Raw genomic sequence first — 17,301 nt, 5'->3', positions numbered from 1 at the left:
GTTCCGAGGTTCTACTTCTTGGCGTAGACCGTGGTGCCGGGCTCGGCCATCAGGGTCTGGCCCAGGCCGACGCCTGCGGCAACCAGGGTCGGACCGCCGACGACGATGGTGCCGACGATGCCGCCGATACCCGCGCCGGTGATCGTGCCGACGGCGGGCATGACGAAGGTGCCCACCACCGCGCCGATGATGGTGCCGAGCAGGCCGCCCGAGGCAGTGGCAACCGCCAGCTGCGAGGTGAAGGTCTGCTGCGCCATCAGGTTCTCCTCGGGCGAGGCGATGTCCTTGACGGCCAGCCCCGCGCCGTTGATCGGCTGCGCGACCAGGTTGCCCGCGATCGGCTTGGCCTTGCCGAGATCGAAGACGGGGGTCAGGGTGACGGTCTTGCCGTCCGCGCTGACCTTCTGATCCATCGGGAACTGCAGGGCGTTGAGCTGCCACGAGAGCGGCAGGCTCACGACGGCCTTGCCGGTGCCGTCCTGCAGCTCGATGTTCTTGCCGTCACCCGAGACCTTGAACGCACCGGCGTCGATGGTGGTCACGACGGACTTGTCGACGATCTTCGAGTCCCAGTTGATCTTCTCCGGAGCAGGCGCCGCAGGCTGCGCGTGCGAGGTGCCGGCACCGATGCCCAGTGCGGCCACCGCCAGCATCGACGACACAGCAAACTTCTTCATTTTCATGCGGTGGATCCCCTCCGGAAGAAACAACATGGCAACAAAACTCTAAACAACAGGCGAACCTTAGTCTGAGGCTCCCCTGAGAAACAAGGACCGTAAGCCGGGCGAAACGATACGGGAACGGAGCCTTACCCGCAGGTCATCCCACGAAGTTAGGTTGACCTGCGCTGAACGCGCCAGAGGGGACGATTTACGGTGAGCGTCAGAAGATCTGTGTCGTCAGATGGACCGACCGACGACGCAAGCATCGGTTCGACGTTGAATCGTGATGCTACCGGCGGGTAACTTATCCGTCATAGACCGAGGCGCCGCCCGACAAGTCGCAGGCGTTGCCGTCACAGAAGAAAGGCCGTGACATGAACGCCCTGACGATCACGTTGGGCACGATCGGCGTACTGCTCAGCCTGGTGTGTTGGGCCTCATTCTTGAGTGGGGCCTGGACCATGGGTAAGACAGTGATGATCGGTCAGTCAGCCCCTGACCGCTGGCGCCCGTTCTTCCCGCGCATCAAGCAGATGATCATCGAGTTCATCGCGCACACCCGGATGGCGAAGTTCCGCACCGTGGGCTGGGCGCACTGGCTCGTCATGATCGGCTTCCTCGCGGGCGCACAGTTCTGGTTCATGGCGTACGGCCAGACCTTCGACCCCACCTGGTCGTGGCCGTTGATCGGTGACACATGGTGGTTCCACCTCGGCGACGAGATTCTCGGCGTCGGCACCGTCGTCGGCATCGTCACGCTGATGGTCCTCCGCCAGCTCAACCACCCGCGGGTGCCCGAGCGCCTCTCCCGCTTCAGCGGCTCGAAGTTCGGCCCCGCCTACTTCGTCGAATGGGTCGTGCTCACCGAGGGCATCGGCATGGTGCTGGTCAAGGCAGGAGTGCTGTCGCTGGAGGGCCACTCCAGTTGGACCGACCCGATCACCGGTCAGATCGCAAAGGTGATCCCGGCGAACGTCGTGCTGATCTCGATCTTCGCATTCGTCAAGCTGATGTCCGGCATGATCTGGCTGTTCGTCGTCGGTCGCAACATCACCTGGGGCGTCGCCTGGCACCGCTTCTCGGCGTTCCCGAACATCTACTTCAAGCGTGAGGACGACGGCGGCGTCGCGCTCGGCGCCGCGAAGCCGATGATGTCCAAGGGCAAGGCCCTGACGATGGACAACGTCGACCCCGACACCGACACCCTCGGAGCGGGTCAGATCGAGGACTTCTCCTGGAAGGGCTGGCTCGACTTCACCACGTGCACCGAGTGCGGTCGCTGCCAGAGCCAGTGTCCGGCCTGGAACACCGGCAAGCCCCTTTCGCCCAAGCTGCTCATCATGTCGCTCCGCGACCACGGCTACACCAAGGCGCCGTACCTGCTCGCGGGCGGCCGCAAGGACATGGGCGGCGACGAGGTCGGCCTGGTCGACGCCGACGGCAAGGTCGACGAGGCCGCGCTGGCCAAGATCCCCGAGGCCGCGCTCACCGAGGCCGGGCGCAAGCTGGTCGGCGAGACGGTCGAGGGCGAGCTCGCCCCGGTCATCGACCTCGAGACCCTGTGGTCGTGCACCAACTGCGGTGCGTGCGTCGAGCAGTGCCCCGTCGACATCGAGCACGTCGACCACATCATCGACATGCGCCGCTACCAGGTGCTCATCGAGTCGGAGTTCCCGTCCGAGCTGGCCGGCCTGTTCAAGAACCTCGAGAACAAGGGCAACCCCTGGGGCCAGAACTCCAAGGACCGCCTCAACTGGATCTCCGAGATGGACTTCGACATCCCGGTGTTCGGCAAGGACGCGGACAGCTTCGAGGACTACGAGTACCTGTTCTGGGTCGGCTGCGCCGGCGCCTACGAGGACCGCGCCAAGAAGACCACCAAGGCCGTCGCCGAGCTGCTCGCCACCGCGGGCGTGAAGTTCATGGTCCTGGGCGCCGACGAGACCTGCACCGGCGACTCCGCTCGCCGCGCGGGCAACGAGTTCCTGTTCCAGCAGCTCGCCATGCAGAACATCGAGATGCTCAACTCCGTGTTCGACGGTGTCGAGCAGTCCAAGCGCAAGATCGTCGTCACCTGTGCGCACTGCTTCAACGCCCTCGGCAACGAGTACCCGGAGGTGGGCGGCGACTACGAGGTCATCCACCACACCCAGCTGCTCAACCGCCTGGTGCGGCAGAAGAAGCTGATCCCGGTCGCCTCGGTCTCCGAGGACGTCACCTACCACGACCCGTGCTTCCTCGGCCGCCACAACAAGGTCTACGACGCTCCCCGTGAGCTGATGGAGGCCTCCGGCGCCAAGCTCGTCGAGATGCCCCGGCACGGCGAGCGGTCCATGTGCTGTGGCGCCGGTGGCGCGCGCATGTGGATGGAAGAGAACATCGGCAAGCGCATCAACGTCGACCGGGTCGACGAGGCGCTGTCCACGGATCCGAAGAAGATCGCGACCGGCTGCCCGTTCTGCCGCGTCATGCTCACCGACGGCGTCACCGCGCGCCAGGAGCAGGGCCTGGGCGAGGGCGTCGAGGTCGTGGACGTCGCCCAGCTGATGCTGAACTCCGTCACCCGGCTCGAGCCGTCCGTGCTCTCGGAGAACCTGAAGGTCGTGCAGCGGGAGAAGGTCGCCGTGCCGGTCGCCGAGGCCGCTCCGGTGGTCGAAGCGCCTGCCGCCGAGGCCACTCCGGCCGCCGCCGCTGCTCCGGCTGCGGCGGCCCCGAAGCCGGCCGCCAAGGGCCTGGGCATGAAGGGTCTGGCCAAGGCTCCCGGCGCGAAGGCTCCCGGCGCCAAGCCCGCGGCCGCCGCCCCTGCCGCCGCAGCCGCCCCCGCCGCAGCGGCTCCGGCCGCCCCGAAGGGCCTCGGCCTCAAGGGTGGGGCGAAGGCTCCGGGCCTGGGCATGAAGGGTGGGGCGAAGGCTCCGGGCGCCAAGCCCGCGGCTGCCGCCCCCGCCGCCGAGGCCGCCCCCGCAGCGGAGGCACCCGCCGCCGAGGCACCCAAGCCGAAGGGCCTGGGCCTCGCCTCGGGCGCCAAGGCGCCGGGCAAGGGTCTGCAGATGAAGGGCGCTGCGAAGGCTCCGGGCGCCAAGCCCGCGGCTGCCGCGGCTGCCACACCGGCACCCGCGACCGCTCCGGCACCGGCAGCTGAGGCCGCACCGGCCGAGGCACCGGCGGCCGCTGCGCCTGCCGCCGCACCGCCGCAGCCGAAGGCCGGTGGGCTCGGCTTCAAGTCCGGGGCGAAGGCTCCGGGCGCGAAGAAGGCCGCTCCCGCCGCCGCTCCGGCACCCGCCGCACCCGCGGCACCGCTTGAGGCCGAGGCTCCTGCCGCCGAGGCCCCCGCCGCGGAGGCACCGGCACCCGCGGCCGCACCGGCCGAGACTGCGGCCCCGCCGCAGGCCAAGCCCGGCGCGCTCGGCTTCAAGGCCGGCGCCAAGGCCCCCGGCCGCAAGAAGTAGCACCAGCGCAGAAGACGCCCTCACCGAACTCGGTGGGGGCGTCTTCTCGTTGCGCCGCACACCTCGTGACTGGATCACGCACCGGGCACGCGGGACATCGTTCGACGGGGCGACGGCCGACTGGTCCCCGCCGGACAGGTACCCGGCGGCGTGCTGTGGGCCGAGAAGCAGCGCGAGGACGGGATCCGCGATGCCGGCTGGCAGGTGGTCCGCTGGACCTGGGACGAGCTGGCGACACCGCACGCGATCGTCGACCGGGTCACCCGGGCGATCGCTCGGGCCCGGAACCGCCCGTCGCCCACCGGCCGGGCGGCGACCTCCCCGGCGCCGTGACCACACCGGAACTGTCAGCGGCACACCCCGGTTCGGCGGCGATCGCGGGTGCGATCTCGCGAACCGGTGTGTGCCGTCACCTGCCCGAGGACGCGGTGCGGCGCCCGACTATCGCCTCGCGGACTCCGGGACCCGCCGCTGCTCGACGGATCGTCCCGGCAGCGCGTTGACCTTGGACACGTCGCCGCCGTAGTGCGCGAGCAGTCGCGGGTCCATCACCCGGCGCCACAGTGGCGGCACGAACGAGAGCCAGATCAGCGTCGCGTAGCCCGCCGGCAATTGCGGGGCCTCGGGCATGCTCCGCAGCGTCTGGTAGCGCCGCTGCGGGTTGGCGTGATGATCGCTGTGCCGCTGCAGGTGGTAGAGGAAGAGGTTGCTGCACAGGTGGTCGCTGTTCCAGCTGTGCTCCGGGGCAACGCGCTCGTACCGACCGCTCGGCAGTTTCCGCCGCAGCAGCCCGTAGTGCTCGAGGTAGTTCGCGGACTCGAGCAGCACGAACCCGATCACGGCCTGCACGACCAGCCACGGGGCCACGCTCCAGCCGAAGACGGCGACGAGAACCGCGAAGAGCACGACACTGATCGCCCACGCGTTGAGCACGTCGTTGCGCGGGCTCCAGGTGCGCCGGCCACGGCGCGCGAGGCGGGCCCGCTCGTGGCGCCACGCGGACCGGACGCCGCCCACGACCGACCGCGGCAGGAAGGCCCAGAACGACTCGCCGTAACGGGCGGTCGCGGGGTCGGCGGGGGTCGCAACCCGCAGGTGGTGGCCGTGATTGTGCTCGACGTAGAAGTGGCCGTACGCCGACTGGGCGAGCGCGAACTTGGCCAGCCACCGTTCGTGGGTGGGTCGCTTGTGACCGAGTTCGTGCGCGGCGTTGATGCCGATGCCCGCGACGACGCCGACGGTCGCCGCCAGGGCGAACCGCTCGGGCCAGCCCATCGGGGCGGTGGTCCACAGGTAGCAGGCGAAGACGAGTCCGGCGTACTGAACCGGCAGGTAGAGGTAGGTACACCAGCGGTAGAACCGGTCGTCCTCGAGCGCCTTCATCGCCTCGTCGGGCGGGTTGGCCTTGTCGACACCGGCGTACACGTCGACCAGCGGGATGACGATCGCCATCAGCAGCACGCCCGCCGCCCAGAACAGTCCGAGGCCGAACGCGTGCACCAGTGCCCACGCGACGAACGGACTCAGCGGCGCCATCAACCCGAGCAGCCACAGATACCGATTCGGTTCGCGCCAACTCCCCTTGGCGCGCACACGGCGCAACGAACGAACCTGACGCATACCTCGAGAACTCCTACCCCCGGACCCTGGTCGCCAATTAGCCAGCGCGAAACTGCAATTGAGCGCCCCCACGACTCAGCAGTATCGGACGAGTGTTAGCCGTTATCAAACCTAGCAAAGCAGTCACCGGCGATCAGTGACCGAGAACACGGTGTCAGCCGGGCAGCCACGCCCCGTGCAGACCCGCGGGCACCCGGATCGGCATGCGGACCCGCGCCACCGGCCCGGCCGCGGGGTCGTCGGCGGTCAGCAGCAGGAACCACGAGGACAGGTCGCCGCGGTCGGTGCCGAGCATGGCCCAGTAGTCCCGCTCGGCGCCGGGGACGAACACCGGCTCCGCGACCGCGAGCGAACCCGGCTCCCAGTGCGTCTCGGTGCCCGCGTCCGGGTCCACGAACCACAGCGAGTCCATGGTGCCCTCACGACCGCGCAACTTGCCGATTGCCGCGATCGTCCCTCCGAGGTCGGTGAGGCGACGGTCGTCGACGCGGGGGAACTCGACGTCCCGGTCGCACACGACCTCCCGGTCCACGGTGCCGCGCACGGGGTCGATCACGGCGCGGACCAGGCCGCCCAGTGCGGGCTGGTCGAAGGTGGTGAGCAGGCCCGGGTACGACCACTGCGCGTAGTCGACGCCGACCCGGCCGTCGGGCAGGTCCCGGGCGTTCGCGAAGTGCCACACCCAGAACGCCTCGCAGCTCGCCCAGCGCACCGGGCCGCCGTCGCGGGGGATCAACGCGATGCGGGTGCCGTCGTCGGGCCGCCAGTCGAGCAGCGACCCACCGGTGAGCATCGCCGGGACGTCGAAGACCAGCGGGCACAGCACCAGCACGACGTAGCGCTCGGTCAGTGCCATGTCGTGGACCATCAGCGCCCTGTCGACGCCCTCGACGACGGTCGGCGGCCGCGACAGCGAGCCGTCCCGGGCGACCACCGACCAGGTCAGGTACGGCGCCTCGAGCAGGTAGTTGAACAGCACCATCTCGCCGGTGACCGGGTCGACCTTCGGGTGCGCGGTGCTGCCGACGGCCATCGCGCCGTCGCAGGTCTCGCGGCCCAGCGTGGACAGGTCGGCCGGGTCGAGCCGGTACGGCGGCGTGGTCTCGGCCATCGCGAGCAGCCGGTCACCGTGCCGGACGACGTTGATGTCGGGCAGTTCGCGGGCCGTGCCCGCCAGCTCCGGCCCGACCTCACGCTCGCCGGGCGTGTACCGATCGGTGACACCCGCCCAGATCACGTGACCGGCCGCCTCCTCCGCGACCACCATCGGTGTCCGGACGAACCGGTTCGTGTACCGGGCGGTGCCCTCGCTCAGCTCGACCCGGTGCACCATGCCGTCGCCGTCGAGCGGGTAGACGTACCGGCCGATCGGATCGAACCGCGGGTTGGGACCGTTGCGCAGGTAGGCGCCGTGCAGGTCGGCGGGCAGCTCGCCGATCACCTCGAGGTCGGAGACGTCCACCTCCTCGCGTTGCGGGGCGAAGATCCCGGTGAGGTGCGAGTGGTGCGCGAGGTCGACCGGCGCCGGTCGACGAATGCTCGGTGCGTTCATGGGAATGCCACTTCCATGTGGGTCCGTGCTCGGCGATGCCACCCTCCAGAATCCTCCCCCGACGGCGGCTGGTCACCGATTCGGGTCCACGGAATCGACCCCGATTCCGGCGCCCCCCAGGTCCACGAAAAGGTTCGTCAGCTACACCACAAGCGGGGTTCGCCAGGAAATTGATTCGACCCGGGTGGCACGATGGTCGGGTGACCGTCTCGGAGCCCTCCCACCACCAGCACGTCATCCCGCGCGAACTGAAGCAGTCCACCAAGCTGCAGAACGTGCTGTACGAGATCCGTGGACCGGTCCACGCGCACGCCGCCCGGCTCGAGGCCGAAGGTCACCGCATCCTCAAGCTGAACATCGGCAACCCGGCGCCGTTCGGGTTCGAGGCGCCCGACGTGATCATGCGCGACATGATCGCCGCGCTGCCCACCGCGCAGGGCTACTCCGACTCCAAGGGCATCCTGTCCGCGCGTCGTGCCATCTTCACCCGCTACGAGCTGGTGCCGGGCTTCCCCGAGTTCGACGTCGACGACGTCTACCTGGGCAACGGCGTCTCCGAGCTGATCACCATGACGATGCAGGCGCTGCTCGACAACGGCGACGAGGTGCTGATCCCGGCGCCCGACTACCCGCTGTGGACGGCGACCACCAGCCTCGCCGGCGGCACCCCGGTGCACTACCTGTGCGACGAGGAGAACGGCTGGAATCCCGACATCGCGGACATCGAGTCGAAGATCACCCCGCGCACCAAGGCGATCGTGGTGATCAACCCGAACAACCCGACCGGCGCCGTGTACTCCGCCGAGGTGCTCAGCCAGATCGTGGCGCTCGCCCGCAAGCATCAGCTGCTGCTGCTCGCCGACGAGATCTACGACAAAATCCTCTACGACGACGCGAAGCACATCTCGCTGGCCACCCTCGCCCCCGACCTGCTGTGCCTGACCTTCAACGGGCTGTCCAAGGCGTACCGGGTGGCGGGGTACCGCTCGGGCTGGCTGGTGATCACCGGACCGAAGGACCACGCCGCCAGCTTCATCGAGGGCATCAACCTGCTCGCGTCCATGCGCTTGTGCCCGAACGTGCCCGCGCAGCACGCGATCCAGGTGGCGCTCGGCGGCTACCAGAGCATCGAGGACCTGATCCTGCCCGGCGGTCGCCTGCTCGAGCAGCGCGACGTCGCCTGGGAGCGGCTGAACATGATCCCCGGCGTCTCCTGCGTGAAGCCGAAGGGCGCGCTGTACGCGTTCCCCCGGCTCGACCCGAACGTCTACGAGATCCACGACGACGAGAAGCTCGTCCAGGACCTGCTGCTGCAGGAGAAGATCCTGATGGTCCAGGGCACCGGGTTCAACTGGCCCGACCACGACCACCTGCGGATCGTGACGCTGCCGTGGGCTCGGGACCTCGCGGTCGCGATCGAGCGGTTCGGTAACTTCCTGGCCAGCTACAGCCAGTAGGAGGACGCAATGACGAGCGAACCCATGTCCGTGTACGACGCCATCGCGATGCGCCGCGACGTGCGCGCCGAGTTCACCGGTGATCGGATCACCGAGGAGCAGCTGACCAAGATCCTCGCCGCCGGACACAGCGCGCCGAGCGTGGGCAACACCCAGCCCTGGGACTTCGTCGTGGTGCAGAAGCCGGAGACGCTGGACGCGTTCGCCGCGCACGTCGCCGGTTGCCGGCGCAACTTCGCGGACTCGCTGCCGCCGGACCGTCGCGCGACCTTCGACCCCATCAAGATCGAGGGCATCCAGGAGTCCGGTACCGGCGTGGTGGTCACCTACGACCACAGCCGCGGCGGCGCCAACGTGCTCGGCAGGCACACCGTCGACGACACCGGCGTGTTCTCGGCGGTGCTGGCTATCCAGAACATCTGGCTGGCCGCGGTCGCCGAGGGCATCGGCGTCGGCTGGGTCTCGTTCTACGAGGAGGACTTCCTCACCCAGCTGGTGCAGCTCCCGTCCCCGGTGCGGCCGATCGCGTGGCTGTGTGTGGGGCCGGTCTCGGAGTTCCAGCAGACCCCCGACCTGGTGCGTTTCGGGTGGCGCGAGGGCAGGCCGCTCGACGAGGCCGTGCACCGCGAGAGCTTCTGACGTTCAGCGCCGTCGCACCTGCAGCCGGAACCCCTCCGGCTTGAGGGTGAGCTGCTCGCCGACCTTCAGCTGATATCCGGGCTCGGGGTCGAACTCGTAGCGGTGCACCAGCAGCGCCAGCGCCAGCACCATCTCGTGCAGCGCGAACTGGCGGCCGATGCAGGCGCGCAGCCCAGTGCCGAACGGCTTGTAGACGTGCCCGGGGCGCGCTCGCACCTTCTCGGGCAGGAACCGGTCGGGGTCGAACGTCTCCGCGTCCGGACCCCACACCGGGTCCCGGTGCAGCCCGAGCACGAGGACGAAGGCCCAGTCGCTCTCCTCGAACTCGTAGTCCCCGATGGTGGTGTCGGCGACGGCCTCGCGGAAGTAGCCGGGCGCGGTCGGCCACAGCCGGAGCGTCTCGTCCACGATCCGTCGGACGTGGCGCAGCTTGGCCACCTCCTCGTACGAGATCTCGGGCCGGTCCTGCCCCGGCCACAGCGCCGCAACCTCGGCCCGCGCCGCGTCCGCGATCGCCGGGTTCGCGGCGAGGAAGTACAGCGCGAAGGCGAGCGCGTTGGCGGAGGTCTCGTGACCCGCGACGAGGAAGGTCAGCACCTGGTTGCGGATGTTGACCTCGTCGAGGCGCTCGCCCGAGTCGGGGTCGGTCGAGTGCAGCATCAGGTCGAGCAGGTCCTGCCGGCTCGCGCCCGGGTCGGCCCGACGGTCGGCGATCACCTCGTCGACGACGCCGGTGATGTACGCGATGTCGGCCTCGTTCTGCCGCTCGGCCTTGCCCGCGAACAGGCCGCGGAACGGGATCGGGATGGCGGTCTGCTCGGCGTGCCGCAGGGCCCGCAGCATCGCGGCGACGAACGGGTCCTCCTCCGCGTCGCGGGCCTCGACGAACGAGTCGAAGCTGTACCCGAACCCGGCCCGCCCGATCATCTCGAGCGTCAGCTTGCTCATCTCCGCGGGCACGTCGACGTACTCCGCGACGGCCCGCTCGTCCCAGCGGTCGATCAGCTCGCGGGTGGTGTCGAGCATCGTCCGGTGGTAGCCGCGCATCGCCTCCCGGGTGAAGCCCGGCATGAGGATGTTGTGGGCCTTGGACCAGTTCGGTTCGGCCTGGAAGGCGGTGAACAGCCCGTCCCCGACGATGGTGCGCAGCTTGGCGAGCGGGCGGCCCACGTGCTTGCGAAAGCGCTTCTCGTCGTTGATCTCCTCGACGAGGTCGGCGCCCGTCACGAAGGTGAGCTTGGTGCCGAGGATGACCCGCCGGTAGATCGGGCCGAGCTGCCGGTGCTGCCACAGCGTGCGCTGGCTCGGTGCGCTGCGATCCATCCCGAGGATGTCGCCCAGGAGCGGGACGCGGCGCGGGGGATGCGGGATCGTGCGGGTCGCCATCAGCTGCCTCGGGGTCGGTGGGACGCGATCGCGGCAACAGTACCCAGCGCCCCGTCGCGGAACTCGACCCGCGGCCCGGTCGCGCCGCGAAAGTTTGGACAGCCTTTGCACCCGCGCGGGACAGATCGACGATCACACGGTAGATTCGGACAGGACACTTCGGTGTCCAGCAAACTCGGTTGCCCCTCCCCCCCCTGTGGGTAATCGAGTCGGTGGCGGGGAGACACCCCCCTGTACCCCGCCACCGCTGCTGGGGAATCCCCGGACCGCCGCCGACGGAGAACGTCGTGAGCGAGCCAGTCGTCCGGGTCGAGCACACCGCGCGCACCACCGTCTGCCCTCACGGTGACCCTCGGTACCCTGACCGAATGCGGAGTCAGGCTCGATGAGTCACGGCCACGGTCACGGCCACACCGGTCCCGTCCCGATCGGCCCCGTCGCCGCCAGGGTCGTCGTCGGGCTGCTCACCGCGATCGGCCTCGCGGTCCTCGTCGGCGCGGTGATCCTGTGGCCGAGCAAGCACAGCGTCGACATACCGTTGCCGTTCCAGACCGCGAGCGGCGGCGCGGTGGTGACCGAGGCGGGGACCGTCACCTCGCAGGACCTCGGACCGTGCGGCAGCCCGTCGGCGGGCCGCGCCTTCACCGGGCCCCCGCAGGCCCCCGCCGACGCCTCCTACCAGTGCCAGCGCAGCATCGTCGACATCGAGTCCGGCCCCAACGAGGGCACCCACACGCTGCTCGAGATCGGCCCCGGCCCTGGCCAGCCGGACCTTCGCGTCGGCGACCACATCCGGCTGGTGCGACAGACCGACCAGTCCGGCACCACCACCTACTCCTTCGAGGACTACTCCCGCGGGCTGCCGCTGCTGCTGATCGTCGCGGCGTTCGTCGTCGTGGTGATCGTGGTCGCCCGCTGGCGCGGACTGCGGGCGCTGCTCGGGCTGCTGGTCGCGTTCGGCGTGCTGGTCGGGTTCATGCTGCCGGCCCTCCTCGACGGCAAGCCCGCCATCCCCGTCGCGCTCGTCGGCGGCTCGGTAATCCTCTACGCGGTGCTCTACCTCGCCCACGGGGTGAGCCTGCGGACCAGTTCGGCACTGCTCGGCACCCTGGCGTCGATGGCGCTGGCGGCGGTGCTGTCCTGGGTGGCCATCGAGATGACGCACCTGACCGGCCTGTCCGAGGAACAGAACACCAACGTGCAGACCTACCTCGGGCACGTGAGCATCACCGGGCTGCTGCTGGCCGGGTTCATCATCGGCTCGCTGGGTGTGCTCAACGACGTCACCATCACCCAGGCGTCGTCGGCGTTCGAGCTGGCGCACCTGGACCCGGGGGCGAACCGGCGCGAGGTCTTCGGGGCGGCGATGCGGGTCGGGCGCGACCACATCGCGAGCACCGTCTACACCCTGGTCCTCGCCTACGCCGGCGGCGCGTTGCCGCTGCTGCTGCTGTTCTCCGTCGCCGGGCGCTCGATCAGCGACGTGCTGACCGGTGACGCCGTGGCGATCGAGATCGTCCGGTCCTCGGTCGGCGGCATCGCGCTGGCCCTGTCGGTGCCGTTGACCACCGCGATCGCGGTCATCCTGGCCCGGCCGACGCGCTCGGGCACTCCCGTCCCGCCCGCACGCCCGGCGGGGCGGCACGCCGCCCGCTGACCCGCAGCCGTCAGCGGACCATCCCGGGCGGGAGCTGGATGCCCGGCGGCACCTCGATCTGAATCGGCTGCGGCAGGTTCAGGTAGCGCGGCGGGGGCGGCGGTGGCGGCGGTGGCGGCGTCGACCCCGAACTGGTCGCCTCGCGCACCGGAGCGGCCGGCGCGGGCGGGGTCGTGGTGACGGAGGTGGGTGGTGTGGTCGTCGCCGGCGCGGTCGTCCTCGGCGGCACCGTGTCCTCGGTCGCGACCGTGGTTCCCTCGGCGCGCTGGTTTCCGTCGTTTCCGCCGCCGAGCGCGAGACCGACCCCGGCCACCACGACCAGGCCGGCCGCCGCGACACCCGCGATCGCGAGCTGACGCTTCGACGTCCGGCCGCGGGGCAGCGGGGGCAGGTCGGCGAGTGCCGGCGTCGGCGGCGCCACGGGCGCGGGGACAGCGACCGGCGTGGCGAGCAGGGCGGCGCCCTGCGCGGTGACCATCTCCGGTTCCGCCGGGACGACGGTCGGCAGGGCGAGCCAGCCGCGCAGCACCGCCTGCACGAGCGGGATCCGGGAGCCGCCGCCGAGCAGCACCACCACGTCGGGCCTGCGACCGGACGCGGTGATCACCTCGCGCGCCAGCCGGGCCGACCCCTCCACCGGCACCGACACCAGGGACTCGAACTTCTCCCGGGTGAGCAGGATCAGCCCGCCGTCGCCGGGCAGGCACACCGCGTCGGACTCGGACAGCTGCTCCTTGGCCGCCCGGCACCGCTGCGCCAGCTCGGCCGCCGCCCACTCGTCGGCCGGGGCCGCGAGACCGTGGTCGCGGTGCTGCTGCTCGCGCACCAGCCAGTCGAAGTAGTCGCCGCAGGCGACGGTGCTGGTCTCGGTGGCCACCACCGACCGGGTGTACCGGTCGACGACGCTGACGGTGACGCCGGAGCTGCCGAGGTCGTAGAGGACGACGGTCTGCGCGTCCCCGAGTTGTCCGGTCTGCTCGAGCAGCGTGATGGCCGCGGTCGCGGAGGGCACCACGTGGTAGTTGTGCAGGCGTTGCCGGCCCATCTCCTGGTGCAGCGCGTCGGCGCGGTGCGGGATGTCGCACACGACGGCGGTGGCGCCGATGTCCGCGTGGTCGTCGTGTTCGAGCAGGACGCCGATGGACTGCGCGGCGAGTTCCTCGCGGCGGGCCGAGTCGACCGCGATGTCCTGGCGGTGGAAGGCGACGGGGCCGTAATGCTCGGGGGCTGCGGGCATCGCCATGCGGACAGCACTGGCCCCCACCGACACTCCAAGAACCGCACTCATCGAGCCGCCTTTTAGCAGACAGGTGCGCACCCCCGACCCTCGTTCAGGGCGCACTGAACTCGGTGAGTCTAGCGAACCAATCCGGGGGCGCTTCGGACAGTGCGACCCGGCCTCGACGACTCGGAACCCGTCGGGCGCCCCGGCTCGTCGGCTCACCCGCGGCCCAGACCCCGATAACTCCAGCCAGCGGCGGTCCACGCGGCGCCGTCGAGGCAGTTGCGCCCGTCCACGATCGCCCGGGCCCGCACCACCGGGTCGAGATCGGTGGGCCGCAGGGCCCGGAATTCGTCCCACTCAGTGGCCAGTAGCACCGCGTCGGCGCCCTCGCAGGCCTCCGCGACGGAGGTCGCGTAGTTCAGCGTCGGGAAGAGTCGACGCGAGTTGTCGAGCGCCTTCGGGTCGTACACGCTGACCACCGCGCCGTGCAGCTGCATCATCCCGGCGACGTTGAGGGCGGGAGAGTCCCGCACGTCGTCGGACTCCGGCTTGAACGCCGCGCCGAGGACCGCGATGTTCGCCCCGAGCAGCGAGCCGCCGACCGCCCGGGTGGCCAGTTCCACCATCTTGGTGCGGCGACGCATGTTGATGCTGTCCACCTCGCGCAGGAACGTGAGCGCCTGGTTGGCACCCAGTTCGCCGGCCCGGGCCATGAACGCGCGGATGTCCTTCGGGAGGCAGCCGCCACCGAAACCCAAGCCCGCGTTGAGGAATCGACGTCCGATGCGGGCGTCGTAGCCGAGAGCGTCGGCCAGCGCGGTGACGTCGGCGCCGGTGGCCTCGCACACCTCGGAGATCGCGTTGATGAACGAGATCTTGGTCGCCAGAAAGGCATTCGCCGAGACCTTGACCAGTTCCGCGGTCGGCAGGTCGGTGAGCAGGAAGGGCACCCCGTCGGCGATCAGTCGGGCGTAGAGGTCGCGGACCAGCCCCTCGGCCCGGCCGGGGCGCGCCCGGTCGACGCCGAGCACCAGCCGGTCGGGCCGCAGGGTGTCCTCGACGGCGAAGCCCTCACGCAGGAACTCGGGGTTCCACGCGACCTCCACGGCGTCGGCTGCGGGCGCGAGTTCCCTTGCCCGCACGCCCAGTTCGGCCGCGGTGCCGACCGGGACGGTCGACTTGCCGACGATCACGGCGGGGCGGTCGAGCAGCGGGGCGAGGGTGTCGATCACCGAGTGCACGTGCCGCAGGTCGGCGCCGTACTCCCCCTTCTTCTGCGGGGTGCCGACACCGAGGAAGTGCAGGTCCGCGAAGGCGGCGGCATCGGCGTACGAGGTGGTGAACTGCAGGCGGCCGGCGTCGATGTTGCGCCGGAGGACGTCCGCCAGGCCGGGTTCGTAGAACGGGACCTCGCCGCCGGACAGCTTCGCGACCTTGCCCGGGTCGATGTCCACCCCGAGCACCTCGTGCCCCAGTTCGGCCATGCACGCGGCATGCGTGGCGCCCAGGTAGCCGGTTCCGAATACGGTGCAGCGCATACATTCTTGATACGCGCCGCGGGTGAGCGGAGCGGGGCGCGGACGCGATGGTCCGGGCAACAGCAGGTGTACATCCGGTTGCCCGCGCAGCCTGCCGAGCCCGCGACGGCGGGACGAGCGGGCTAGGACGTCGGCGACTTCACGAAGTTCAGGTACGCCTTCGACGGCGTCGGCCCGCGCTGACCCTGGTACTTCGACCCGACCGCGGCGCTGCCGTACGGGTGCTCCGCCGGACTGGACAGGCGGATCAGGCACAGCTGACCGATCTTCATGCCCGGCCACAGGGTGATCGGCAGGTTCGCGACGTTGGACAGCTCCAGCGTGATGTGGCCGCTGAAGCCCGGGTCGATGAACCCGGCGGTCGAGTGCGTGAGCAGCCCGAGACGGCCGAGACTCGACTTGCCCTCCAGGCGGCCGGCCAGGTCGTCGGGCAGGCTGCAGAACTCCAGCGTCGACCCGAGCACGAACTCGCCCGGATGCAGCACGAACGGCTCCCCCTCGGCCGGCTCGACCAGGCTGGTCAGCTCGTCCTGCTGCTGCGCCGGGTCGATGTGCGTGTACCGCGTGTTGTTGAAGACGCGAAACAACCGGTCCAGGCGCACGTCCACGCTGGACGGCTGCACCATCGAGTCGTCGAACGGATCGATGCCCAGACGACGGGTCGAGATTTCGGAACGGATGTCACGATCGGAGAGGAGCACAACAAGAGATTAGCGGTCTGCTAGAGTTGCCGCTCGCAGGGTGTTGGACCGCCGGATTGGTGGCAAAACGCCTGCGTGCCGATGTAGTTCAATGGTAGAACATCAGCTTCCCAAGCTGAATACGCGGGTTCGATTCCCGTCATCGGCTCCATGGGGTGTTCACCCATCAGGTGCAGATGAGTTCACCTATCGGCCCGCTGCACGCTCGAATCGCATATTCTCGGCCGGAATGGCTCGGTTCATTCTGACTGCGGCACGTACTTCACGCATTGACGGCGCGGTTGGGGTGCGCGAATCTGGCGAACTTGTTCCCTGAGGACCGAATTCCGGCACATGGCCGAGGTCACTCCGCTGGGACCGGGGTCCCAGCGGTGGGGCGTGGTCGCTAGGTACCGTTAAGCGCTGTTGCAGCCGCACGTGCCAATGGTCGGCGAGTACCCCGCCGGTGCGACTTCGTGTGCCGAGGCTCAGGCTCGGTTTCCCCGAGGAGCTTGCCCCAGAAGTCGAGGATGCCGCGCCTGAGGTGCCAGTCGCGCAGAGTGACCAGGTTCTGCGCAGCGAAGGTGAATCCGAGCAACAGTCGGTGTGCAGTGAGCCCGAACACTCGATAGTACCCGCGACGAACGTGCAGAACGTTGTCCTTCAAATCTCCAAACACGGACTCGATGCCAACCCTGCGGTGGTAGGACGCAAACCATTGTTTGGTTCCGTGCGGAAACGGCATGCGGGTTCTGGGTTGGTCCTCGTTGCGGATCGTGACGGTCTTGCAGCACGCGCATGGATCGTCCGGCTGGCGGCGGTTGCACTGTACGGTCGGGTGTTCGTAGCCCAGTCTCATCGATCGTGGGGACAAGGGGCTTCGAACGCGGGCGGACGATCCAACGGCGGGTCCTCGGAAGCGTTGAGTGCCGTCGGAGTGTCGAGGTCCGTGTGGCACGAATGCGTAGGGGGCGCGGATCTCCCGCAGCTTCTGTGCTTGTGCCAGTTCGGCCGCGCTCATGTCCCTTCTGATCTTCGGCAGCTTCCGAAGGCGGGCAGGCAGGCACTCGGTAAATAGGGTTCCGTCGATCCAGACCGATCCTGGGACAGGGCCTTCCTCGCTTCGGTACATGGTCGAGTGCAGGTCGACAATAGGAACATATCCGCATCGATGCAGCGGCAGTGCGAATCTCCATTCCTCGGTGTTGTTGTAGGCACGATCACAGAGAACTTGTCGCGGTTTCGGGAGCTCTCCTGGGGCAAGGACGGCGATCAATCCGGCTGTGCCGCGGTTGTATCCAGCTCGTGTCACGTGCAGTCCTCGCACCACGTGCGGGACCGGTCCAGCGCCCGGTTTGGCGGGGACGTCGGTGACGGCGTGCGCTTCGTAGCCTATGTAGTAATCGGTCTCGTTGAATCCGGCGCTGCGGTGTGCTGCT

12 protein-coding genes and 1 tRNA gene are annotated in these 17,301 nt (G+C 69.4%); 6 read left to right on the top strand and 7 right to left on the bottom strand.

Features of this window, described 5'->3' with window-relative positions; all coding sequences use genetic code 11:
• Positions 1-11 precede the first annotated feature (11 nt).
• A complete protein-coding gene (locus ACFXGJ_RS07555) occupies positions 12-683 on the bottom strand; it encodes an ammonium transporter (protein WP_378617730.1) in 672 nt (223 codons plus the stop codon).
• 353 nt (positions 684-1,036) lie between these two features.
• Here ACFXGJ_RS07555 and ACFXGJ_RS07550 point away from each other — a divergent pair, with 353 nt between their 5' ends.
• Both ACFXGJ_RS07550 and ACFXGJ_RS07545 read left to right on the top strand, forming a co-directional pair.
• Positions 1,037-4,108 (top strand): heterodisulfide reductase-related iron-sulfur binding cluster, encoded by a 3,072-nt coding sequence (locus ACFXGJ_RS07550; RefSeq protein ID WP_378617729.1) that lies wholly within the window; start codon positions 1,037-1,039, stop codon positions 4,106-4,108.
• A gap of 150 nt (positions 4,109-4,258) precedes the next feature.
• The gene (locus tag ACFXGJ_RS07545) at positions 4,259-4,441 is read left to right on the top strand and encodes a hypothetical protein (protein WP_378617728.1); all 183 of its coding nucleotides are present in this window, start codon (positions 4,259-4,261) and stop codon (positions 4,439-4,441) included.
• Between the two features lie 108 nt (positions 4,442-4,549).
• On the opposite strand, the gene ACFXGJ_RS07540 is transcribed toward ACFXGJ_RS07545, so the two are convergent.
• Together ACFXGJ_RS07540 and ACFXGJ_RS07535 are read right to left on the bottom strand one after the other, a co-directional pair.
• Positions 4,550-5,728, bottom strand: a complete 1,179-nt coding sequence (locus ACFXGJ_RS07540) for an alkane 1-monooxygenase (protein WP_378617727.1) — start codon at positions 5,726-5,728, stop codon at positions 4,550-4,552.
• Between the two features lie 154 nt (positions 5,729-5,882).
• Positions 5,883-7,280 (bottom strand): carotenoid oxygenase family protein, encoded by a 1,398-nt coding sequence (locus ACFXGJ_RS07535; protein WP_378617726.1) that lies wholly within the window; start codon positions 7,278-7,280, stop codon positions 5,883-5,885.
• Positions 7,281-7,480: 200 nt separating this feature from the next.
• Here ACFXGJ_RS07535 and ACFXGJ_RS07530 point away from each other — a divergent pair, with 200 nt between their 5' ends.
• Positions 7,481-8,737 carry a pyridoxal phosphate-dependent aminotransferase gene (locus ACFXGJ_RS07530; RefSeq protein WP_378617725.1) on the top strand — a complete coding sequence of 419 codons (1,257 nt, stop codon included), beginning with the start codon at positions 7,481-7,483 and terminating at the stop codon, positions 8,735-8,737.
• A gap of 9 nt (positions 8,738-8,746) precedes the next feature.
• A complete protein-coding gene (gene bluB, locus ACFXGJ_RS07525) occupies positions 8,747-9,376 on the top strand; it encodes a 5,6-dimethylbenzimidazole synthase (protein ID WP_378617724.1) in 630 nt (209 codons plus the stop codon).
• Between the two features lie 3 nt (positions 9,377-9,379).
• On the opposite strand, the gene ACFXGJ_RS07520 is transcribed toward bluB, so the two are convergent.
• A complete protein-coding gene (locus ACFXGJ_RS07520; RefSeq protein ID WP_378617723.1) occupies positions 9,380-10,762 on the bottom strand; it encodes a cytochrome P450 in 1,383 nt (460 codons plus the stop codon).
• Positions 10,763-11,147: 385 nt separating this feature from the next.
• Between ACFXGJ_RS07520 and ACFXGJ_RS07515 the strand changes: the two genes are divergently transcribed.
• On the top strand, positions 11,148-12,419 hold the full coding sequence (locus tag ACFXGJ_RS07515; protein ID WP_378617722.1) for a YibE/F family protein: 1,272 nt from the start codon (positions 11,148-11,150) through the stop codon (positions 12,417-12,419).
• 10 nt (positions 12,420-12,429) lie between these two features.
• Here the strand turns inward: ACFXGJ_RS07515 and ACFXGJ_RS07510 are convergent, their stop codons facing one another.
• The 3 genes from ACFXGJ_RS07510 to dcd form a co-directional block, all read right to left on the bottom strand.
• Complete coding sequence (locus tag ACFXGJ_RS07510) at positions 12,430-13,707, bottom strand: Hsp70 family protein (RefSeq protein ID WP_378617721.1); 1,278 nt, start codon at positions 13,705-13,707, stop codon at positions 12,430-12,432.
• A gap of 152 nt (positions 13,708-13,859) precedes the next feature.
• Positions 13,860-15,182, bottom strand: a complete 1,323-nt coding sequence (locus ACFXGJ_RS07505; protein WP_378617720.1) for a UDP-glucose dehydrogenase family protein — start codon at positions 15,180-15,182, stop codon at positions 13,860-13,862.
• A gap of 122 nt (positions 15,183-15,304) precedes the next feature.
• Positions 15,305-15,883, bottom strand: a complete 579-nt coding sequence (gene dcd, locus ACFXGJ_RS07500) for a dCTP deaminase (RefSeq protein ID WP_378617719.1) — start codon at positions 15,881-15,883, stop codon at positions 15,305-15,307.
• Positions 15,884-15,960: 77 nt separating this feature from the next.
• Between dcd and ACFXGJ_RS07495 the strand changes: the two genes are divergently transcribed.
• Positions 15,961-16,034: transfer RNA gene (locus tag ACFXGJ_RS07495), tRNA-Gly, on the top strand.
• Positions 16,035-17,301: the final 1,267 nt, after the last annotated feature.

The organism is Rhodococcus sp. NPDC059234 (genome assembly GCF_042754225.1).
Classification (GTDB): Bacteria; Actinomycetota; Actinomycetes; order Mycobacteriales; family Mycobacteriaceae; genus Rhodococcus_G.
The sequence above is the reverse complement of the archived record's forward strand: the minus strand, read 5'-3'. Positions and strand labels throughout refer to the sequence as shown.